This window comes from Clostridium sartagoforme, from assembly GCF_004794105.1.
GTDB lineage: Bacteria > Bacillota > Clostridia > Clostridiales > Clostridiaceae > Clostridium > Clostridium sartagoforme_B.
Map to the genome: position 1 here is coordinate 574,492 of NZ_SRYR01000001.1, position 20,096 is coordinate 594,587.

At 26.8% G+C, this 20,096-nt stretch carries 25 protein-coding genes and 1 tRNA gene; 19 read left to right on the top strand and 7 right to left on the bottom strand.

Features of this window, described 5'->3' with window-relative positions:
• Nucleotides 1-123 precede the first annotated feature (123 nt).
• From E5347_RS02485 to E5347_RS02500, 4 genes are all read left to right on the top strand, one after another.
• On the top strand, nucleotides 124-372 hold the full coding sequence (locus E5347_RS02485) for a hypothetical protein (RefSeq protein WP_136004288.1): 249 nt from the start codon (nucleotides 124-126) through the stop codon (nucleotides 370-372).
• A gap of 226 nt (nucleotides 373-598) precedes the next feature.
• The gene (locus E5347_RS02490) at nucleotides 599-1,648 is read left to right on the top strand and encodes an ABC transporter substrate-binding protein (RefSeq protein WP_136004290.1); all 1,050 of its coding nucleotides are present in this window, start codon (nucleotides 599-601) and stop codon (nucleotides 1,646-1,648) included.
• A 108-nt stretch (nucleotides 1,649-1,756) separates the two neighbouring features.
• On the top strand, nucleotides 1,757-2,317 hold the full coding sequence (locus E5347_RS02495; protein WP_136004292.1) for a DUF3867 domain-containing protein: 561 nt from the start codon (nucleotides 1,757-1,759) through the stop codon (nucleotides 2,315-2,317).
• Between the two features lie 145 nt (nucleotides 2,318-2,462).
• Nucleotides 2,463-4,019 carry an ABC-F family ATP-binding cassette domain-containing protein gene (locus tag E5347_RS02500; RefSeq protein ID WP_136004294.1) on the top strand — a complete coding sequence of 519 codons (1,557 nt, stop codon included), beginning with the start codon at nucleotides 2,463-2,465 and terminating at the stop codon, nucleotides 4,017-4,019.
• 169 nt (nucleotides 4,020-4,188) lie between these two features.
• Here the strand turns inward: E5347_RS02500 and E5347_RS02505 are convergent, their stop codons facing one another.
• From E5347_RS02505 to nhaA, 4 genes are all read right to left on the bottom strand, one after another.
• Nucleotides 4,189-4,824, bottom strand: coding sequence for a hypothetical protein (locus E5347_RS02505; protein ID WP_136004296.1), 636 nt, complete (start codon nucleotides 4,822-4,824; stop codon nucleotides 4,189-4,191).
• Nucleotides 4,825-4,998: 174 nt separating this feature from the next.
• Nucleotides 4,999-5,074: transfer RNA gene (locus E5347_RS02510), tRNA-Met, on the bottom strand.
• Nucleotides 5,075-5,365: 291 nt separating this feature from the next.
• Nucleotides 5,366-5,896 (bottom strand): hypothetical protein, encoded by a 531-nt coding sequence (locus E5347_RS02515; protein ID WP_136004298.1) that lies wholly within the window; start codon nucleotides 5,894-5,896, stop codon nucleotides 5,366-5,368.
• Nucleotides 5,897-6,096: 200 nt separating this feature from the next.
• Nucleotides 6,097-7,308, bottom strand: coding sequence for a Na+/H+ antiporter NhaA (gene nhaA, locus E5347_RS02520; RefSeq protein ID WP_136004301.1), 1,212 nt, complete (start codon nucleotides 7,306-7,308; stop codon nucleotides 6,097-6,099).
• Nucleotides 7,309-7,491: 183 nt separating this feature from the next.
• Between nhaA and E5347_RS02525 the strand changes: the two genes are divergently transcribed.
• The 9 genes from E5347_RS02525 (at nucleotide 7,492) to E5347_RS02565 (ending at nucleotide 13,700) form a co-directional block, all read left to right on the top strand.
• Nucleotides 7,492-7,872: a DUF2809 domain-containing protein gene (locus E5347_RS02525; RefSeq protein ID WP_136004303.1), complete on the top strand. Its 381-nt coding sequence runs from the start codon at nucleotides 7,492-7,494 to the stop codon at nucleotides 7,870-7,872.
• A complete protein-coding gene (locus E5347_RS02530) occupies nucleotides 7,869-8,243 on the top strand; it encodes a VOC family protein (protein WP_136004305.1) in 375 nt (124 codons plus the stop codon). The genes E5347_RS02525 and E5347_RS02530 overlap by 4 nt, the downstream gene beginning before the upstream one ends.
• Nucleotides 8,244-8,314: 71 nt before the next feature.
• Nucleotides 8,315-9,304, top strand: a complete 990-nt coding sequence (locus E5347_RS02535; RefSeq protein WP_136004307.1) for a questin oxidase family protein — start codon at nucleotides 8,315-8,317, stop codon at nucleotides 9,302-9,304.
• A gap of 358 nt (nucleotides 9,305-9,662) precedes the next feature.
• Nucleotides 9,663-10,277 (top strand): TraR/DksA C4-type zinc finger protein, encoded by a 615-nt coding sequence (locus E5347_RS02540; RefSeq protein WP_136004309.1) that lies wholly within the window; start codon nucleotides 9,663-9,665, stop codon nucleotides 10,275-10,277.
• Between the two features lie 407 nt (nucleotides 10,278-10,684).
• A complete protein-coding gene (locus tag E5347_RS02545) occupies nucleotides 10,685-11,449 on the top strand; it encodes a GNAT family N-acetyltransferase (protein WP_136004311.1) in 765 nt (254 codons plus the stop codon).
• A gap of 149 nt (nucleotides 11,450-11,598) precedes the next feature.
• Entirely contained in the window at nucleotides 11,599-11,793 is a 195-nt protein-coding gene (locus tag E5347_RS17040) for a hypothetical protein (protein WP_243109706.1), read from the top strand.
• A gap of 66 nt (nucleotides 11,794-11,859) precedes the next feature.
• Nucleotides 11,860-12,252 (top strand): ACT domain-containing protein, encoded by a 393-nt coding sequence (locus E5347_RS02555; RefSeq protein WP_136004313.1) that lies wholly within the window; start codon nucleotides 11,860-11,862, stop codon nucleotides 12,250-12,252.
• 187 nt (nucleotides 12,253-12,439) lie between these two features.
• Nucleotides 12,440-13,429: a hypothetical protein gene (locus tag E5347_RS02560; protein WP_136004315.1), complete on the top strand. Its 990-nt coding sequence runs from the start codon at nucleotides 12,440-12,442 to the stop codon at nucleotides 13,427-13,429.
• A 13-nt stretch (nucleotides 13,430-13,442) separates the two neighbouring features.
• Nucleotides 13,443-13,700 carry a MerR family transcriptional regulator gene (locus E5347_RS02565; RefSeq protein WP_136004317.1) on the top strand — a complete coding sequence of 86 codons (258 nt, stop codon included), beginning with the start codon at nucleotides 13,443-13,445 and terminating at the stop codon, nucleotides 13,698-13,700.
• Between the two features lie 77 nt (nucleotides 13,701-13,777).
• Here E5347_RS02565 and E5347_RS02570 read toward each other — a convergent pair whose 3' ends face one another.
• Entirely contained in the window at nucleotides 13,778-14,266 is a 489-nt protein-coding gene (locus tag E5347_RS02570; protein ID WP_168354885.1) for a DUF6241 domain-containing protein, read from the bottom strand.
• A 197-nt stretch (nucleotides 14,267-14,463) separates the two neighbouring features.
• Here E5347_RS02570 and E5347_RS02575 point away from each other — a divergent pair, with 197 nt between their 5' ends.
• The 6 genes from E5347_RS02575 to E5347_RS02595 all read left to right on the top strand — a co-directional run bounded on the left by E5347_RS02575 (nucleotide 14,464) and on the right by E5347_RS02595 (nucleotide 19,288).
• Complete coding sequence (locus E5347_RS02575) at nucleotides 14,464-15,411, top strand: FMN-binding protein (RefSeq protein WP_207670445.1); 948 nt, start codon at nucleotides 14,464-14,466, stop codon at nucleotides 15,409-15,411.
• A gap of 361 nt (nucleotides 15,412-15,772) precedes the next feature.
• Complete coding sequence (locus E5347_RS02580; protein WP_136004321.1) at nucleotides 15,773-16,663, top strand: ABC transporter ATP-binding protein; 891 nt, start codon at nucleotides 15,773-15,775, stop codon at nucleotides 16,661-16,663.
• Entirely contained in the window at nucleotides 16,656-17,456 is an 801-nt protein-coding gene (locus E5347_RS02585; protein WP_136004324.1) for an ABC transporter permease subunit, read from the top strand. Before E5347_RS02580 ends, E5347_RS02585 begins: the two co-directional genes overlap by 8 nt.
• A gap of 14 nt (nucleotides 17,457-17,470) precedes the next feature.
• Nucleotides 17,471-18,757: a DUF2812 domain-containing protein gene (locus tag E5347_RS02590; RefSeq protein ID WP_136004326.1), complete on the top strand. Its 1,287-nt coding sequence runs from the start codon at nucleotides 17,471-17,473 to the stop codon at nucleotides 18,755-18,757.
• Nucleotides 18,758-18,774: 17 nt separating this feature from the next.
• Entirely contained in the window at nucleotides 18,775-18,906 is a 132-nt protein-coding gene (locus E5347_RS17165) for a hypothetical protein (RefSeq protein WP_279230081.1), read from the top strand.
• A 19-nt stretch (nucleotides 18,907-18,925) separates the two neighbouring features.
• Entirely contained in the window at nucleotides 18,926-19,288 is a 363-nt protein-coding gene (locus E5347_RS02595) for a DUF2500 domain-containing protein (protein ID WP_136004328.1), read from the top strand.
• A gap of 136 nt (nucleotides 19,289-19,424) precedes the next feature.
• Here E5347_RS02595 and E5347_RS02600 read toward each other — a convergent pair whose 3' ends face one another.
• Both E5347_RS02600 and E5347_RS16770 read right to left on the bottom strand, forming a co-directional pair.
• The gene (locus E5347_RS02600) at nucleotides 19,425-19,670 is read right to left on the bottom strand and encodes a spore coat protein (RefSeq protein ID WP_136004330.1); all 246 of its coding nucleotides are present in this window, start codon (nucleotides 19,668-19,670) and stop codon (nucleotides 19,425-19,427) included.
• Between the two features lie 14 nt (nucleotides 19,671-19,684).
• Nucleotides 19,685-19,858, bottom strand: coding sequence for a hypothetical protein (locus E5347_RS16770; protein WP_168354886.1), 174 nt, complete (start codon nucleotides 19,856-19,858; stop codon nucleotides 19,685-19,687).
• Nucleotides 19,859-20,096: the final 238 nt, after the last annotated feature.

A 20,096-nucleotide genomic window follows, 5' to 3' on the forward strand; every position in this document is an offset into this window, starting at 1 on the left:
TATATATTAATCATATTATATAGAACAAATGTTCTTAATACAACAAAAATATAAAATATTGATTTAAAAATAAAAAAGATGTATATTATAATAAAGTATGAAAAGGGTTACGGAGGAATGTTTATGTTCACAATTATGATTATTAAATTAGAACCAAGGGTTTCAACAGCACCGACAGTACAAGAAATACTAACAAAATACGGATGTATAATACATACTAGATTAGGGTTACATGAAGCTACTAAAACTTCTTGTTCGAACTCAGGATTAATAGTACTAAATTTAATGAATGATGAAAAAGAAGAAATTAATAAGTTAAAAGAAGAATTAGAGAATTTAAAAGGGATAACTATTAAGTTAGTTGAGGTTTAAGAAGAGGCTGTTTATACAGTCTCTTTTTAATTGTTTAAAAAGAGAGTTTTTTATTATAATTGTTATTAAATTTGATTTTATAGACTATAAATAATTTAGGGGAATTATTTTGTATAAATCTGTATTTAAATATATAATGATATGGGGATATTTTACTTGCAATAAATTAAATACAATTTATAATTATTATTGCATAATAAGAATTACACATGAAAGGAAGATATAAATGAAAAAATCAACTAAGCTTTTTGCTATACTTGGATCTTTAGTTATAGCTGTTAGTTTATTTGCTGGCTGCAGCAAGTCAGATAAGAAGACTATAAATGTTTTAAACTATGGAGAAAATATTGCAGAGGGACTTATTAAAGAGTTTGAAGAAGAGTACGATGTAAAAGTTAATTATAAGACTTTTGATGAAATGGAAACTATGTATATGGAAGTAACTTCAGGAAAAACTGATTGGGATGCTGTATTAGTTGCTGATCATATGGCTGATAGAATGATTCAAGAGGGATTACTTCAAAAGATTAACAAAGATAATATACCTAATTTAAAAGAAATGAGTGAGAATGATATGGGTCAACCTTATGATCCAAATAATGAGTACACAGTTCCATATATGAATGGAACTATAGGTATAGTTTATAATAAAGATTTAGTAGATGAAGAAGTTGATAGCTGGGATATACTTTGGAATGAAAAGTATAAAAAACAAATATTTATTCTAGACTCAATGAGAGATTCAATTGGAGCAGCTGCTAAGTATTTAGGATATTCATTAAATACTACTGATGAAAAAGAATTAAAAGATATTGAAAGTGCATTATTAAAGCAAAAGGAATTAATATTAACTAAAGGTGCTGATAATGTTATGGACATTATGAGAAATGGAGAAGCAGCAGTTGCAATGATTTGGTCTGGAGAAGGCTTAAATTTAGCTGATGAATATGATAATCTAGAATACATTATACCTAAAGAGGGTGCTGATTATTGGCTAGATTCATGGGCTATTCCAGCTAATGCAAAGGATAAGGAAACTGCTGAAAAGTTTATAAACTTTGTAAGTGGAAAAGATAATGCCTATAAGATTGCTGAAGAAATAGGATATACTACTCCAAATAAACTTGCTATGGAAGAACAACCTGAAGAAGTAAGAAATAATGAAGGTGCTTATATGCCTAAGGAAATAATGGATAAATGTGAAGTTTACACATACTTACCACAAGATAAGCTAAAGTTATATGAAGAAGTATGGATGAATGTTTATGCAGATTAATAAATAATTCCATAAGAAAATATTAATATTACATTAAGTCAATAGATTATATAGAATAATAATAGTATAATATTAATAACAACTATTTAAAGATATGGAGTTGGTAGTATTATGGATAGAATTATTGATTTTAATGAATTAAAAAATAGAGTAAATGACAAAGATATAGATAAGTTTGAAGCGTATATGTATAACTTATATTACGACATGACTTCTGGGAAATTGAATATGGCAGATTTCACAAAAAAGGTAAATGAGTATATGGAAGAAAACAATATATCTCAAGATAAGTTTTTAAAAATGCAAACTAAGCTTATGGAAAGATATGGTTTTGACGCTTCGGCTATTGAAGAACAAATTAAGTCATTAGGTTTAAATAATGTAATTCCTGGTGCTGGAGATATTGAAAAAATAAGAAAGAATATGAGCTTTCAAGAAAAGTATAAAGATAGAATTAAGGTTTCAACTACAAATACTTATTTTATTAAGAATGAAAAAAATAATTTAAATATTTTAACAGATGAAAACAAAGTTATCTTAACTAGTGCAGGAAAAATAGATTTAACTGATGTTGAATTAAATGATTTCTTATGTTCATATAAAAAGCTTTTAGAAGATAACTCATTAAAAATTGTATTATGTGAAGATACTAAGGAATATGATTACTAAAATAGTTTAAAAAAGCTATTTATTTTCTAAGATTATCGTTTATAATAATTAAGGTATGATATTAATCATGCCTTATTTTTATGTAATAAAAGTTTTAACTAAGGAAATTATTATTTTAAATAGATAGTTACAGGAGGAGAAAAAGTTGAGCGTATTAACAGTTAAAGATATGAGCCATGGCTTTGGAGATAGAGCCATATTTGAAGATGTATCCTTTAGATTATTAAAGGGAGAACATGTTGGTTTAATTGGAGCTAATGGTGAAGGAAAATCAACATTTATGAATATAGTAACTAATAAGCTTATGCCAGATGAAGGTAAGGTTTTATGGTCTAACAATGTTAGAGTTGGCTACATGGATCAACATGCTGCTTTAGAAAAAGGACAAAGTATAAGAGATGCATTAAGAGATGCCTTTAAATATTTATTTGATTTAGAAGCTGAAATGAATTCTTTATATGAAAAAATGGGAGATTGTACTCCAGAAGAATTAGAAAAGATGCTTGAAAGAACTGCTGTAATTCAAGATCTTTTAGATCATAACGGTTTTTATATAATAGATGCAAAGGTTGAAGAAGTAGCTAAGGGTCTAGGTCTTTTAGACTTAGGACTAGATAGAGATGTAGATGATTTATCAGGTGGACAAAGAACTAAAATACTTTTAGGTAAGTTATTACTTCAAAATCCAGATATATTACTTTTAGATGAGCCTACTAACTATTTAGATGAAGAGCATATAGTATGGCTTAAGAGATATCTTCAAAACTACGAAAATGCATTTATATTAATATCTCACGATATACCATTTTTAAATTCAGTAGTTAATTTAATATATCATGTTGAAGAAAGAAAACTAACTAGATATGTTGGTGATTACTATGAATTTAAGAGATTATATGAAGAAAATAAAAAGAGATTAGAAGCAGCTTATGAAAAGCAACAGAAGGAAATAGCTAGATTAGAAGACTTCGTTGCAAGAAATAAGGCTAATGTAGCAACAGCAAATATGGCAAAGTCTAGACAAAAGAAGTTAGACAAGATGGAGATTATTGAGCTTTCTAAGGAAAAACCAAAACCAGAGTTTAACTTTAAACCAGCAAGAACTTCAGGAAAGACTATATTTGAAACTAAGGATTTAGTAATAGGATATGATTCACCACTTACAAAGCCCCTAAATCTTTATATGGAAAGAGGACAAAAAATAGCCTTAGTTGGAGCTAATGGACTTGGAAAAACTACATTATTAAAAAGCTTACTTGGAAAAATACAACCTTTAAGTGGAGAAGTATATTTAGGAGACTACCAACATATAGGTTACTTTGAACAAGAAGATAGAGATAAAAATACAAATACTTGTATTGAAGAAGTGTGGCAAGAGTTCCCAAGTAAAACTCAATATGAGATAAGAGCTGCTCTAGCTAAGTGCGGATTAACTACTAAGCAACTAGAATCAAAAATAATGGTTTTATCAGGTGGAGAAGCTGCAAAGGTTAGATTATGTAAGATATTAAATACAGAAACTAATATATTAATCCTAGACGAACCTACAAATCACTTAGATGTAGATGCTAAGGATGAATTAAAGAGAGCCTTAAAAGAATACAAGGGTTCTATATTACTAGTATCCCACGAACCAGAATTCTATAGAGATGTTGTAACAGAAATATGGAACTGTGAGGATTGGACAACTAAAATAGTATAATAGCTTGTTTTAGACTATTGGATTTAGGATTATAAAGATGAAGCAGACTTCAAACAAATGAGATTAATAGACTTAGTTACTTGGTTAAGAATGTTTTTTAAATAAAGCTAATATTAAATGATAAATAAGAAAAGCTTAGTGTTTCATCACTAGGCTTTCTTTAGTATATTTATACAATTACTTTGTTTTCGAGGTTGCTACGTCTACAATCCAGAGGATTTAAGTTTATATGATGTACAGTTTCAGATTCAGTAGGATTCATTATAAGTTTATCTAAATGAATTCTACCCTGTGGAGTATTTGCAATAACCATGATATCTCCATTCTTTTTATATTGAACCCAGCTAAATTCGTCAGTTATAACAGTATTTAAATCTTCAGAAGAAATTAATGCCTTAGCATGTGGAGTGCCGTATTTATTAGTTAGGATGATAGCAATGGTGTTATCATCAACTTTTTCATATTGATTTTTCTGAGCCCTTGGTACTATTTCTAAATTAGATTTTCTGTTATCTAGCATATTTCCATTAATATGTTTAATAGGAGCTTTTGGATTAGTATTTAAAATAACTGTTTGAAGACTTTGTTTTAATGGTTTAGTTCCTTTTGATTTGCTTATATTTTGAATTGTATAAGCATTCAAGTCTTTATTCCATTCAGCAAACCAAGTTCCCATAGATTTTATTCTTTCAACATCATCAGCATCTATTATGAAAACTAATTCACTTCCATCTTTCTTTAAAACAGTGGCATAAGCAATGTTTTCTTTAACATCAAATTTATTTTGAAAAGTTTTATAATTCATTAATATGTACCTTCTTTCATAATGATCTAAATGAAAGGATAACATAGGATAAGTAAATTAGCTCTATTATCTTTCATTTAATTAACATAATTTAAATAAAATTTTGAGATAGAGTTAGCAAATAATTCGGAAGCTTTTAAACAATAAAAAAACCTTACAGTAAGAGTAAGGTTTTGGTTGCGGGAGCAGGACTTGAACCTACGACCTTTGGGTTATGAGCCCAACGAGCTGCCAACTGCTCCATCCCGCGATATTATGTTTACATATTGGCTTAGCCAACTTGTATTATTAGTATATGTCTAATAAAGAGTGATGTCAAAGCGAGATATCATCATATTGTGCAATATTATGATAAGAGATGGCTTAGCATGTCATATGATATGAAATGCTACGAAATAAGAAAAAGTTAAATTAAGATTCAAATTAGTATATATATAATTTTGTAAGTCAAAAACTTTAAGATAAGTTATGGAATTTGCAGTTAGGATTGGACAACTAAAATCGGATAGAAGTTTTATAACAAAAAGAGTTAGCGTAAAATCTAACTCTTTTTACTTTTATATTCTTTAAAAAGGATAGGGATAAATAGTATTAATAAAACTAAAGTTACAATAGGAAGAAGTAAAATAAGAAAAGTAAGTGTTGAGGATTTTCCTATAAATGTATCGTCTCTAAATATTGGTTCAAGACGTGCATCAGAATACTTCACATTAAACAGTGGAATTTCACCTTCAGTAGGGTCATTATAGGTTCCAATAACATGTCCATATACATAGAAGTCTCCTAGTGAAACAGGATCATTTACAGCAAAGTTAGGGGTGTTACCTGTAAGTTTTATATATTTTGGATTAGCATCCGGGTAAGAATCTTTTATGGCGTTCCAAAGTTTATCTTTATCATACTTTAAATAATATAGAGGGCCTGTTGTCACCTGTAGATGAACTTTAATTTTTATATCATCTAGGGATAACTTTTGTTTAGGAGTAATTCTAGTAGGAATATAGAAATATAGTGTTGTTGCTATAGAGAGTAATAAAACTATAATAATAATAACCTTTTTTGGTTGCTTCATAAAAATAAATCCTCCTGGAATAATAAAGATATTATATATGAAGTTGAAATAAATGGCAATTTAATCAGGTAGAACTTTTGAGAATATGAAGTGATATTATTAAGAAGATTGATGTGCGGATTAGATAAAAAATAGTACAATTAATCCTAAAAAGAGTTAGTGTAATGCTAACTCTTTTTTAGATAATCTATCTAATTTATTTAAGAAACTTTTACTAATTTCTTTGCCTTGGTTAGGATGCTAAAAAAGCTAAGATCGTAGTTAATGGCTATTGCAGCTATTAAACATGTAATCATTGCAGAGAGTAAAATTGAGATTTTCGCTAAGTTCAACATTTGTAAATTCGATGCAAAGGCAATTTCAGAGACAAATATGGACATAGTGAAGCCAATACCAGCAAGCATTCCTACAGAATATAGGTTACCCCAAGAAATATCCTTTGGCTTTTCAATTAAGTTTAATTTTGTACCTATTGATGTGGATAACATAATCCCTAATGGTTTTCCAATAACTAAGCCAAGTATTATTCCTAGGGCTACAGCAAGGGAGCCTTTTGGAAATTCATTTACACTAAAGGTTATTGCTGTATTGGATAATGCAAATAAAGGTAATATTATTAAATTTGCATATGGTGAAAGTGCATACTCAGTTATTTCTAAGGCGCTTTTTTTCCTTGATATAGTGGAGCTATTAATTGGCAAAGCAATTGCTAATAATACACCACTAATTGTTGGATTTATTCCACTAATATATATGAAAAACCACAAAAATAATCCTAAAATAAAATATGGAACTAGATTATGAGTTTTATCAACCCTCTTTAATGTTAGTAATAGCACAAATATACCTGTAGCAATTAATAATGGTAAAAATGATATTCCATTAGAATAAAAAAGCCCTATTATAAGGATTGCAATTAAATCATCAACAATTGCTACAGTAAGTAAGAAGATTTTTGATGAATCATTTAATTTGCTCTTAAATATCATAAAAGCACCAAGTGCAAATGCAATATCAGTAGAAATAGGTATTCCTAAACCACTTAAAAATTCACTATTTCTATTTAATAAGAAATAGATTGTTGCAGGAACTACAATTCCTCCAAGAGCAGCTACAATAGGAAAGGCTGCTTTTTTTATTTGTGATAAGCTTCCACTAACAATTTCTTTTTTTATTTCACAACCAACAACTAAAAAAAATACAGCCATTAAGAAATCATTAATGAATGTATTTAGATTCATATTAAAAAATATATTAATATCATTAAATAAATAATTGTATAAATCTTTAAAGGGTGTGTTTGCTATAATTAAAGATAAGATTGTTGCCATTAACAACAATATACATGGTAGTATTTCTGATTTTATTATAGTATGCAATTTTGAAGATACCTTAGTATCCATAAAGTTCATTATAAATACCTCTTTTCGATGGCCAAGTATGTTTTTACGCGTAATATCTACCATAGCATATGTTTGAAATTAATACAAGGATAATATAATAAATTAGGGGTTATTAGCCAATTGCTTATTATATTTGATATAATTAGCTGTGTTATTATGGAAAATTATATTGAAATTTTATTAGGAGGGCTTATGAAAATAAATTATAAATACTTAATATCATTTATTATTTTGTTTATGATTGAAGTTATAATTGCACTTTTTATAGATGATAAAATTATTAGACCTTATATTGGAGATATATTAGTAATTATCTTAATGTACACTTTTATAAGAAGTTTTATTAAAAAGCCAATTAAGTTTCTATCTATATATTTATTTGTTTTTGCTACATTTGTTGAAATAATTCAATATTTTAAGATTCTAGAATTAATAGGGTTACAAAATAATAAAATACTTTCAATTATTCTTGGAAGTACATTTGATATAAAAGATGTTCTATGTTATTTAATTGGAAGTATAATATTATTAGTATTTGATAACAGGAACACTTTAAAGGAGAAGTTATTATGAAGTTAGAATCCATGAGTTGTATCTTTCCTTCAAATGACATAGTTAAAACAGCTAACTATTACGAAAGTAAGATAGGTTTTAGGCAAGTGCAATATCTTGGAGTGAAAGAGCCACATATTTGCTTATATCGAGATGCTACGGAGATAATCTTGACACAAAGTATATCTAAAGAAGTTAGGCCTAATCATAAGTTATATGGATATGGGTATGATGCATATTTTTATACGAAAAATCAAAAGGATTTAATGGAAGAGTTTGAGAGAAAAGGAGTGAAGATAATTCGTAGATTGGAAATAACAGATTATAAAAATAATGAATTTGTTATAGAAGATATCGATGGGCGGTGGATAGCCTTTGGTATTAAAGAGTAATTATAAATCTATTGATAAATATTACCAATATAGTAAAATATAATTGATAATATTTTTCAATAGGAGGGGTTATGTTTAAAGAGTTTTTTGATAAATATAAGGACTATTCTAGTGATTACAATGGTGGTTTATCAAGTCATATACCTATGGTGAGTTATTCACTATATGAGTTAGGTGTATCTTTTGATGAAATTGCAGAATATCTAGATAAAACAATTAAGAGAATAAATATAGCTAAAGAAGATTTTACTGAAGTATATAATATTGATGATGAAAATTTTGAAAAATATTTAGGAGCTGAAAATTCCTTTGGTTCATATTATAAATATTTTTCTAAGAAATTAAATGAAGGTAATTATAAAGAAATGCTTGAAGAGTTTTTACCTAAGTTAATTAAAGGAGTGGCTGGAAGAGCTTTTCATCCATTAATTAGATTATCATATGCAGTAAGAAGTGATAATGAAGAAGAGGTAGTAAAGTCCTTAAGTTATTTTGCTTCAAAATATTTGCCGCATAAATTTGATGATTTACCTTTAAACACAGAAAAACCACTACAGTCTCTTATAGAACTTGTAGAGTCAGTAAAGGGAGAAGAATACAATGGTGGTCTTATAGCTGATAGAATTGGGAAAGTATATAAATTAGAAGGATTTATGAAAAATGCTTTTACATTAAAGGGTAATAATGAAGAGTTATTATCTCAATTAGATAAAATAATAAATAAATTGTTTGTAGAAACTAAAGATTTTACAATGTTACATGCGGTTACTTCTAAGGAGTCTATTAAAGTCTTGTTACCTTTAGTTAAAGATAAAGAATATATATTACAGAATTATTGGTTAGCAGTTTTAGCTGCATATATTACAATAGATAGTCCTGAGGTTAAGGACTTAGATATTTATATTCCTAAGGATTTACCAGATTTTAAAGAAATCATAAGTGAAAGTATTGCTTCTGATAATGATCATACAATTAAGCTTGCTAATAGTTGTAGAATAGAATTTGAAAGATCTGGAGATGAAGTGTATAAATATATGGCTTATTTAAGAGCATTCAACTAAAATTATAGTATTCCAAATATGTTGGAAGGATATTTTTAATATTCAAAGGATAGAAAATATTTGAGTACTAGTGATATTAATTATAAATTTAATTATTTAAAAGTGAAGAAAGAAAAAGTGATAAAAAAGTAATAAAAAAGCAATATTATATCAACTAATAGTGCAAGAACTTTAAATATTGAAGATAAATATGGTATAGAAATAGGAAAGAAGAAAAGGAAATAACATTTAAGAAGTAAAATAGAAGGGTTAGCAAAGGCTAACCCTTTTTTATACATTAAATATATTAAATTAATGTACTAAAAAATCATCTTTTAGGAAGAATATAATTAAGTATTGTTTTGAAAGGATGATTTATATGAATAAAGAAGAATTAACATATTATAAAAATAAACTTAATCAGGAAAAAAAGAAAGTTACTAATCTTATTGAGCAACTAGATAATAATGGAGTTACTAAATTTAATTCGGAGGTTGCAAGTGAATTATCCTTTTATGATAATCATCCAGCTGATATAGCCAGTGAAACCTTTGAAGTAGAAAAAGGTATAGCACTTGAAGCTAATGAAGTAGCTTTATTAGATAAGATTGATGATGCATTAAAAGCCATAGATGAAGGAAGCTATGGCAAATGTCAGACTTGTGGAAAGCAAATAGATAAAGAAAGATTAGATTTTTTACCATATGCATTAAATTGCATTGACTGTCAGGATGTTGTTAGTTCAATAAAAACTTATAATTCTAATCAAAGAGTAGTGGAAGAAAGCGTAATTGGGAATCCATTTGGACATAAGTCAAGATATGGTGATAAAGATGAAATAGGCTTTGATGAAGAAGATAGTTATCAGTCTGTTGGAAGATTTAATGAAGTAAGAAACTCTCCAGAATACGAATATGATTATAATGATGATACATATGTTGAAGAGATTGAAAAAATAAGTAATGAGCAATATAAAAATCAATTGCCAGATTAAACTAGTATTAAAGGAGAAATGCACTAACTATTTTAGGAAATATCAATATGCTAATAAGGTTTGTAAAAACTAAGTTATAGGGAAATTTAAGGTTTATTGGGCTAGTTTTGAAATTAGCTCTTTTTTATTGTTTAGATTCTAAATAAGGGTTAATATAAATATATAGCTTTAAATATATAGCTTTAAATATATAAGTTGTAAGAAAAATTCTACATTTTATTAATTTACATTTAGTATTAAACATTAAAGTATAAAGTTATATTAACAACTTATATAAAAATTAAAAAATCTATGCTTTCAATTTAGATAATTAACTAAAGAATTATTTTAAAGTTATAATGATATAATTCTATAGATGCAGATTATTAATTGAAACATATATATTAATTTGGGGGATTAATTTTAATATGAAAGAAGATATAATTTATAAAGTAAAAGATCAATTAGCTAAAGACTATAATTGTAGTATTGAGGATTTTAATAATAAAGATAATTTAATTACAGATATAGCAGAAGTTAAAGGTTCAAGAAAATATACTGATGATAAAGAAATAATTAAAATACTAATATTTAATGGTAAATTAGTAATATCTGCAGATAAATCTATAAAGGAATGGTGCAAAGAAAATTTATTAAATATTCCAGGAGAATGGATGTTTTTATATTCTGTTTTAAGAAAAATAGATAAGAAAATAAATGAATTTGGATATGAAATAGATAATACACATCATTATTATTTACCTAAAGAAAATAACGAATTAGTAAATGAAAACTATAAGCTTAAGTGGTTTGAAGAGGATGAGATACTACAGTTTAAAGGTGATAATAGGTTTGATGAAGCCTTTGCATTTAATAAAAATTATCCAGATGTACTAGCTGTTGCTGCAGTTGATGATAATGATAATATATTAGGTATGGCTGGAGCTAGTAAAGATTCAGATATAATGTGGCAAATAGGGATTAATGTAATGAAAGAGGCAAATGGAAAAGGTATTGCAAGTACAATAGTAAGAGCAGTTAAAAATGAAATACTAAAAAGAGATAAAGTACCTTTTTATGGGACTGTTGAATCACATATAATTTCTCAAAAGGTTGCACTAAAATCAGGGTTTTATCCTGTATTTGCAGAGATAAAATTTAAAAAAATTAAGATATCTAAAGAGGATAAGTAATATGAGATTTAATAGTTTAATACCTGAATTATCAGTAAGGAACATAGAAAAATCTAAAAATTTTTATATAAATATACTAGGTTTCAAATTAGAGTACGAAAGAATTAAAGATAAATTTGCTTTTTTTATCATTAGGTGAGGTACAAATAATGATTGAAGAAGTTAATGGATATTGGAATACTGATAAATTAGAATATCCTTTTGGAAGAGGGATATATTTCCAAATAGAAGTTAGTAATATAGAAGAGATAAGGGATAGGTTAATTAGAAAAGAAGAAAAATTTAATTCTTTCATCAGTCATCCTCCAAATTTTTACATATTATTGACATTATATCATATCTAACTAATATACATATAGCTTATAATTGAATTATATTTTTATAAATATTAAATAATATAGGGGGATGGGATATTGGATAATAAATTAACTTTAAAGTTATTGAAAGATAAATATTCAGTTTGTAGATTAGATAAAAATAATGAAATACCGAAATGGATATTTGATGAAGAAATTTTTTCTATAACTAAAACTGAAGATGAACTATCTATAGTTTGTCTACAAGATAAAATTTCTAATGATATTATATGTGAAAAAGATTGGAAAATATTAAAGATAGAAGGACCTTTAGATTTTTCTTTAGTAGGTATATTATCTAAGATAAGTACATTAATGGCTAATAATAAAATAAGTATATTTGCGATTTCCACATATGATACTGACTATATTTTGATAAAGGAAGAATCCGTTGATAAAGCCATTAAAGTATTAGAAAGTAATAGTTACAGTATATTTTATCAATAAAATAGAAGCTACTTCATTGAGAAGTGGCTTTTATTTTTTATCTCTTAGTAAAAAACTAATTAGTTTAATTAATAAATAAGATGTTTTTTATAGCATATATTTACAAATTATAAAAATAGTTGTATAGTTAAGTAGTAAGTAGTAAGTAAAAGTAAAATATTTACTGGTGTTGAAGGAGTGTATATTTATGAAAGAATTAAAATTATCTCAAAATTTTGCTATGATAGCTTTAAATGCACAAGATAGTATTAATATGACGGTAGTAAAAAAGGTAGCTTTACATACAATAGCAGCAGCAGTTGTACTTGAAACTTATTTAGATGGAAAGTTTGCAGTAGTAGGTGATAATTTATCATTAAATAAATCATATTTAGATAATACTGATATCACTTTATATGAAGAAGCTGTTTTTAAGCCATTATTTAATAAAAAGGATGAAATTCAAGAAAGTTTAAGATGGTGGTTATCAAAGGTCTCAAATTTATCAAATAAAGATTTGAAAAAATTAGAAAATACTATTGCAGACTCTTTAAGAGGTCAGGATTATCTTGAAGAAATACCTAACCTTTTAGGCTGTGATATGTATTATAAGACAGCAGGATTATCACTAAAAGAATATAAAGCTAATATTGATGAGTACACTAGAATAATAGAAGGACTAAAAGCTGATGTTTTAGAGGAGGGCGTTATTAGTGATGAGAGCATAATTATGCTATGGCTTCTTAGAGAAAGTGGAAGTTTTCAAGAAGTATTTTCTAAGAGTGATTTAGAAATAATATTTGATAGAATTGCTAATTTGTTTATAAACAATAAGTTTTCAAAAGAACTTTTTAATATAAATATTAATCATGGTTTAGAATTGACTATAAAGGGATTTTTAAATATAAAGAAAAATGCTATTAAAACTCCTATGGGAACTGGTATTAATTTTGTCTTTCCTGCTATAGAAAGATCACAATCAATATTTATTGATACCGAAAAGTGGTTTCCTAATGCGGAACAAAGATTAGTGGATGTTAGAAAAAGATTAGAGGAGAATGGTCATAGTTATAATATACTTCGTATGGGAGCTGTACCTCTTATAAAAATAGATAATATAATTTATGAAGTAATACCTGAAGCTACTCAAGGAAGAGTTCCAATTCATGGGGTACGTCTAAGAAGATACTGTATTTAAAGGAGTAACTATAATGTCTAGACAAAGGTCATTAGAAAAAATATTAGAGTCTGAATATGTTACTATTGGAGAGCTTGTTAGAATTACTAACTCAAGGTATAGTACTTTAAAGTTCTATACAGAAGAAGGAATGTTAAATTTTATACAAGAAGACGAAAAACTTACAAGAAGGTTTAAAAGGGAAGAGGCTGTAAAGAGAATTGAAGAAATAAAAGAACTTAAAAGGTGTGGACATAGAATAGCTGAAATAAAGAATTTATTAAAAGAATAAATTTAAGAAGAGTTAAATAATAAATAAAAATTGAACCGAATAAATTAATATTATAAAAGAGTAGTTGCCTCATACAACTACTCTTTTAAACCTGTTGCTTTACCAATAGTTCCACCAAGCTTTTTCCAAAAATAATTATGCTCTTCCACTGCCTTAGAAAAATCATTATTTTCCCATCTAGTAAGAACTTCAAGCATGTACTCTTTATCTTCATAATCAACTCTTTCAATAAGGTTTTTTATTGAAGATATTGAATCGGGAGTTATTTCAATTTTTCCCCAGATTTGATTATCCTCTGCAATGATTTTAGTATTACTCATTCTATGAAGAATATCATAGATATTTTCAACAGGATAATAGTCATTATCTTTTATTTCTTCTGATTCTTCTTCAGACAATTCTTTATCTATTTTTTTTATTTCTGAGATATTTGATTTAGCTTTTAAATTACCTGAATCACTTTCCTTATAAAATATAAATCCTAAAATTCCGATAATTACCACTAGAATTATAATTAAAAATGTAACAAAGACTTTGCTTTTAAATAAATTTTTAATATTAATCACCTTCTTTATATAGGTATTATAATCCATAAATTGTATTTAATAAACAGTAATATAATTTATTTCAATTAATAATATTAACAAAATGTAAATATTATAACTAAAGTGTAAAATGCAAATGAAAACAATTGCAGTTTATCCATAATCATGCTAGGATATTGTTGAAAATTTAACAATATTATTTTAAAGGGGATTAACTAATGAAAAGTAAAAAACTAAAGACTATTGTATCTACTTTAGCTGTTATTATGTCAGTAGGAGTATTTACAGGATGTGCAAAAGAAGAAAAGCCAGAAGAAAAAGCAGATGCAACTACTCAAGCATCAGAAGGAGCAGGAAGTGCTATTGATTTAGAATGGGATGCACAACCAACTCTAGGATTAATAAAAGGTGATTACTACAAGATTGAAGAACGTTTTAGACAAGGTCATCTAGGAGTTTTAGAAGTAGTTCAAAATGATGGGAAAATAGTAGAAGTAGAATTTAATGAAATGACAAGACCAAACTACTATAAGAGATATTATCAAGATATTCCTAAGCGTAACTCTGAATATAACTTTGATATGGGAGCTGCTAAAGGTGCAGCATGGATTCAAAGTGTTGTTCAAGTAGAAAAACAAATGATAGATGAGCAAAGATTAACTGGAGACTTTGATGTGGTTTCAGGAGCTTCTAATAGTATAGAACAAGCTATGGCTCCATTAGCAGAAAAGCTTAATTCACAATTATCTAGTGCTTCAGGAATGAAGTATTATGCAATAGCTGAAGAATTAGGTGGGGGATTAACTGGTAAACTAAAAGTAATAGTTCAAGATGGTAAGATAATAGAATGTAGATATGATGAAGTATTTGCAAACTCACCAGATGATATAGAGGATCCAGAACTAAAAAAATATTATAGAGTATCTAAGTATGAAAGTATAGAATATCATGAGCCATCAAGAATAGGATTTAATGTTCAAATGGATGAATTAAACAAGAAGGTTGTTGAAACTCAAGATATGTTAGATTTAACTGGACTTCCTGCTATCGAAAGTACTGGAGATTATAAAGCAAGTGGATATACAGAAAGAAATACTGCTTGGGATAATTATTTAAAATTAGCTGAAAAATTATTAAATGAAATGAAAGCAGACAAAGTTTTATAGAATTAAAGTATTGTGGTCAGGATATCATAAAAGGTAGCCTAACTAATATAAAAATACTGTAGTTAATTATAAAACTATAGATTATTTAAATTACAAAACCTCAAATAGTACAAGTCCTCTATAGTGAATAAATATAGAAAACCCTTATAATTAGGTTTGATATTTATTTACTATAGGAGGATTTTTTTATTTAGTTAAAAAATATAAAAGAGATTTAAATCTTTAAGAATAATAATAGAAAAGATAATATAAAAAATTAACAAAAATTTCTAAAACCATTGTATGTCACAAGAGGATATAGTATAATATAACTTATTAAGTGGTGAATTAAATAATGTGTGTTAATTATGGGGGAATAGCTATGAAGGTAATAGAAATAAATAATATTACTAAAGACTATGGTCAAGGAAAAGGAATATTTAATGTATCTTTTTCAGTGGAAAAAGGAGAAGTTCTTGGATTCTTAGGACCAAATGGAGCTGGAAAAACAACTACTATCCGTCATCTAATGGGATTCTCAAAAGCTAATAAAGGAAGCTGTAATATTAATGGTTTAGATTGCTTTGAAAAGTCAGCAGAGATTCAAAGAAATCTTGGGTATTTACCAGGAGAAATTGCATTTTTAGATGATATGACAGGAATTAAGTTTATAAAGTTTGTAGCCGAAATGAAAGGAATTAAAGATTTAACTAGAGCAAAGGAACTTATAGGAAGATTTGAATTAAATCCAAACAGTAAGATTAAAAAGATGTCTAAAGGTATGAAACAGAAAATTGGTATAGTGTGTGCATTTATGCAAGAGCCTGACATTTTAATTTTAGATGAGCCTACAAGTGGTCTTGATCCTTTAATGCAAAATGAGTTTATAAAGTTAATATTAGAAGAAAAAGAAAGAGGAACTACCATATTAATGTCTTCACATAGCTTTGAGGAAATAGAAAGAACTTGTGATAGGGCAGCAATTATTAAAGATGGCAAGATAGTTTCAGTTGAAAATATATCTACATTAAAGGAGTCTAAACAAAAAATATATAATATTACTTTTGAAAATGAAGAAGTAGTAAAAGATTTTCTTAAAGAAGGATTTAAGATTAAAGATATTGATAAAAACAATGTAACTGTATTGGTAAAAGGAGATATCATGCCATTAATTAAATCTTTAGGAAAATACAAGGTAGTAAGTTTAGAGTCTAAAGCTCAAAGTTTAGAAGATTTGTTTATGCATTTTTATGGAGGTGAAAACAATGATTAGTATTCCACTATTAAAGAGAGAAATTAAATCTAATTATAAACTTTTTATAATTTTTGCAGCTGTACTTACTATGTATATTTCTGTAATTATTCCTATGTTTGATCCTGAAATTGGTAATGCCTTAGCAGAATTCGAAAAAGCTATGCCAGAAATGATGGCAGCCTTTGGAATGAATAATCCAGGTACTACTTTAATAGAATTTATGAATTCTTATTTATTTGGATTTTTATTTATAGTATTTCCAATGATTTTTGAAATAATAATTGCTAATAAGTTAATAGCTAGATATGTGGATAGAGGTTCTATGGCATATCTTTTAGCTACACCAAATAAAAGAAGTAAGATTGCAGTAACTCAAGGAGTATTTTTACTACTAGCTGTAGGAGCGTTAGTACTATTTATTACTGTAGCTTCTATTACATCTAGTCAAATTTACTTTCCTGGTGACTTAGATATTAATAAATTTTTATTAATGACTTTTGGACTTTATTGCCTTCATATTGCAATAAGTGGGCTAGGATTCTTTGCTTCTAGTATTAGTAATGATACTAAGCTTTCATATTCAATAAGTGCAGGAATACCAATTGGATTCTTTATAATTCAACTTTTAGGTAATATGGGTGGAAAGCTTGAGAATTTTAAATACTTTACTATATTTTCATTATATGATACTAATAAGTTAATAAATGGAGAAGTTTCAGGAACTTATATGATATTGATTTTATTAGGAATTGGGATATTATTATATATAATAGGAATACTTAGATTTAGTAAAAGGGATTTACCTTTATAAGGGGAGAAGGTTATATGGGGATAAATAATAAAAAAGTTGTGGTATTAGATTTTTATGCTTATGAAATTAGTTCATTAATATGCTATTTAGAAGAAATGGCTAAAAAGGGTTGGCTATTAGAAAGCATTTCAAGTATGTATGCTAAGTTTAAAAAGATTGAACCAAAGAACATTAAATATACTATAGATATAATAGGAAAAATTTCTACTTATGAAGTGCTAGATGAAGAAAGTCTTAAAGAATATAGGGATAAGAAGGAAAGTGAAGGCTGGAAGTTTTTATATGACTATAATAATATGCAGATTTTTTATAGTGAGTATAATAATGAAGAGTTTTTAGTAACTTCAAAAGATCAGTGGAAAGTTAAAGAAATATTTAAAAACTCTCTTTTTGAAGTATTTATAAGAATGCTACCTATATTGTTTTTAGCATTTAATCAATATATATCTATATTTCGAAGAGATGGTATTGATATATTTATAGATAATGATAGGATTCTAGGTTTATTATTTGTAATAGTATATTTACTAATTCATTTAGTTGATTTAGTGAGGGTGTTTAAATTTAAGGTATCTCCTTATAAAATAAGTACTTCTAGTATTTGGATTAAGTTTAAAAGTAGAGTTATGGCATTAATATTTTTAATGTTATTTATATATTTGATTGTATCTATTATTAAATTAAATTTCATAGATAATCGAGCTGGAATAGTAGTTCTTTTGGGGGTTATTGTTATAGGAGCAACAATGGCCTTTGTGTATTACTTAGCCAATATTAACAATAAGAATATAAAGAAAAATACTACTATAGCTTCATTATTAATAGTAATTGTTTCAATAGCTTTAATTATTAATAATTTTATAGTTGAAAATGATTCTAAAAATACTAATAATTCAGTAGATAGAAAGGAACACTCTTTAAGTTTAAATGACTTTAATGATGAATTAATTAGTGATAAAGATTTATTTATTGATGAAAGTAGTAGCTTCTTAGCTAGTAAAATCTTTTATAATGCTTATGGTAAGAATATGCAACTATCCTACGAGTTATTTGAAAGTGACTATGAATGGATAACTAAGTTAAACTTTAATAGAGTGATGAAGTGGTTTGAAAATCAAGGTATAAAGTATAACGAAATCAAAACTAATCTTCCAGAAGATATTAAAGTATTAGTTAATGAAAAGGGAAGTAATTATTTTTTAGTTTCATCAACAAAGATGATTGAATTAATAGGAGTAGAGGATATTAAGGATAAAGAAGATTTCTTTAATACTGTATATGAGAAAATTTTTACTTTATAAAATAGGAGTGAAGAAGTATGACTGAAAAGACTTGTCCAATATGTGGAGAAAAAATGAAAGAATATGAGTTTGCCTACGATAACAATCAGTATGGGAAGAAATATTATAAGTGTAGTGAATGTGGACATAAGGAAAATATAATGAAATAAAAAAATAGGAGAGATTAAAATGATGGGGTTTAATATGTTTTCTGGAATGTTTTCTATAGTATTTATTTTGATTATAGGAATGTTTATTTTTACTATTGTAAAAGGAATTAGTGAATGGTCTTCTAATAATAAACAACCAATTATACCTGTGGAATCAGTAATAACATCAAAAAGAACATCAGTTACACATCATCACCATAATACTGGGGATAATATGATGCATAACTCAACTTCAACTAGTTATTATGTAACATTTGAATTTGGAAATGGTGAAAGGTTAGAATTAAAAGTTTCTGGAAGAGATTATGGATTAATGGCTGAAGGAGATAGAGGAGTATTATCTTTTCAAGGCACTAGATTTATAAGCTTTAATAGAAAATAAAATAGTCTGTGTTTTCTTCATATTGATAGATTATATTATCTTCTGAAGTTTACACAGACTATTTTTATTAAGGTTTATATTTTACCAATAAATTATTTGAAAGGTGCATTTAAATAGTTGTTAATTTAAAATTAATTTACTGAGCTGAATTTTTTTGCTTAACTTGCTGAATTTTTTGTTCTTCAACTTGTTCAGCTGGATACCAACCCTTAGCTTCCATCTTTTTATAAATTTCATGTTGCATTTTTAAGGTTTCACATAAAATATCATGGAAGGTTGTATTAATATTTTCAGTTGAAGATTCAATAGTTCCATGTAAATATAAATCAGCAGAACCTTTTGTTAACTGAAGTAAGTTTTCAAAGATACACTTATCATCCATTATTGATCCTCCTTTTAAAGTAGTGAATATAACTTTCCAAATAGTTCCTTATGTTTAGCTTCATATTGAGTTGCTAAAGCTTTCAATTCTGCATCTTGAATTTTAGCAGCAGATTCTTTACATATAGTTTCAAGAAACTTTTGATGTCCTAAGGCATCTTCAATATATAATAGTTCTTTTGAAGTCATAGCATTCACCTCCAATGTTAGTATGGATTAATGAAGAAAAATATATTCTTATAATAAATGTTAGTTATGGTTATAACTTTTGCTGGAATATAAGAATTTTATGTATGTTTGCCTCAATATGAATATTTAGGATAATTAAGTAATCTTGGAGAAGTTTAATTAATATCCAGAAATAAAACTAAGATTACTTCATAAGTAATGGATAAAAAATACAATTTAAAAGAACGCAATATAATTA

Excerpts from the sequence above, each read along its gene's own strand:
- E5347_RS02585 (WP_136004324.1), top strand. The coding sequence starts at position 16,656 with ATGATTAGTATTCCACTATTAAAGAGAGAAATTAAATCTAATTATAAA.
- E5347_RS16770 (WP_168354886.1), bottom strand. The coding sequence starts at position 19,858 with ATGACTTCAAAAGAACTATTATATATTGAAGATGCCTTAGGACATCAA.
- E5347_RS02590 (WP_136004326.1), top strand. The coding sequence starts at position 17,471 with ATGGGGATAAATAATAAAAAAGTTGTGGTATTAGATTTTTATGCTTAT.
- E5347_RS02490 (WP_136004290.1), top strand. The coding sequence starts at position 599 with ATGAAAAAATCAACTAAGCTTTTTGCTATACTTGGATCTTTAGTTATA.
- E5347_RS02595 (WP_136004328.1), top strand. The coding sequence starts at position 18,926 with ATGATGGGGTTTAATATGTTTTCTGGAATGTTTTCTATAGTATTTATT.
- E5347_RS02485 (WP_136004288.1), top strand. The coding sequence starts at position 124 with ATGTTCACAATTATGATTATTAAATTAGAACCAAGGGTTTCAACAGCA.
- E5347_RS17165 (WP_279230081.1), top strand. The coding sequence starts at position 18,775 with ATGACTGAAAAGACTTGTCCAATATGTGGAGAAAAAATGAAAGAATAT.
- E5347_RS02565 (WP_136004317.1), top strand. The coding sequence starts at position 13,443 with ATGTCTAGACAAAGGTCATTAGAAAAAATATTAGAGTCTGAATATGTT.
- E5347_RS02515 (WP_136004298.1), bottom strand. The coding sequence starts at position 5,896 with ATGAAGCAACCAAAAAAGGTTATTATTATTATAGTTTTATTACTCTCT.
- E5347_RS02580 (WP_136004321.1), top strand. The coding sequence starts at position 15,773 with ATGAAGGTAATAGAAATAAATAATATTACTAAAGACTATGGTCAAGGA.
- E5347_RS17040 (WP_243109706.1), top strand. The coding sequence starts at position 11,599 with ATGATTGAAGAAGTTAATGGATATTGGAATACTGATAAATTAGAATAT.
- E5347_RS02560 (WP_136004315.1), top strand. The coding sequence starts at position 12,440 with ATGAAAGAATTAAAATTATCTCAAAATTTTGCTATGATAGCTTTAAAT.
- nhaA (WP_136004301.1), bottom strand. The coding sequence starts at position 7,308 with ATGAACTTTATGGATACTAAGGTATCTTCAAAATTGCATACTATAATA.
- E5347_RS02530 (WP_136004305.1), top strand. The coding sequence starts at position 7,869 with ATGAAGTTAGAATCCATGAGTTGTATCTTTCCTTCAAATGACATAGTT.
- E5347_RS02505 (WP_136004296.1), bottom strand. The coding sequence starts at position 4,824 with ATGAATTATAAAACTTTTCAAAATAAATTTGATGTTAAAGAAAACATT.
- E5347_RS02535 (WP_136004307.1), top strand. The coding sequence starts at position 8,315 with ATGTTTAAAGAGTTTTTTGATAAATATAAGGACTATTCTAGTGATTAC.
- E5347_RS02525 (WP_136004303.1), top strand. The coding sequence starts at position 7,492 with ATGAAAATAAATTATAAATACTTAATATCATTTATTATTTTGTTTATG.
- E5347_RS02575 (WP_207670445.1), top strand. The coding sequence starts at position 14,464 with ATGAAAAGTAAAAAACTAAAGACTATTGTATCTACTTTAGCTGTTATT.
- E5347_RS02540 (WP_136004309.1), top strand. The coding sequence starts at position 9,663 with ATGAATAAAGAAGAATTAACATATTATAAAAATAAACTTAATCAGGAA.
- E5347_RS02600 (WP_136004330.1), bottom strand. The coding sequence starts at position 19,670 with ATGGATGATAAGTGTATCTTTGAAAACTTACTTCAGTTAACAAAAGGT.
- E5347_RS02545 (WP_136004311.1), top strand. The coding sequence starts at position 10,685 with ATGAAAGAAGATATAATTTATAAAGTAAAAGATCAATTAGCTAAAGAC.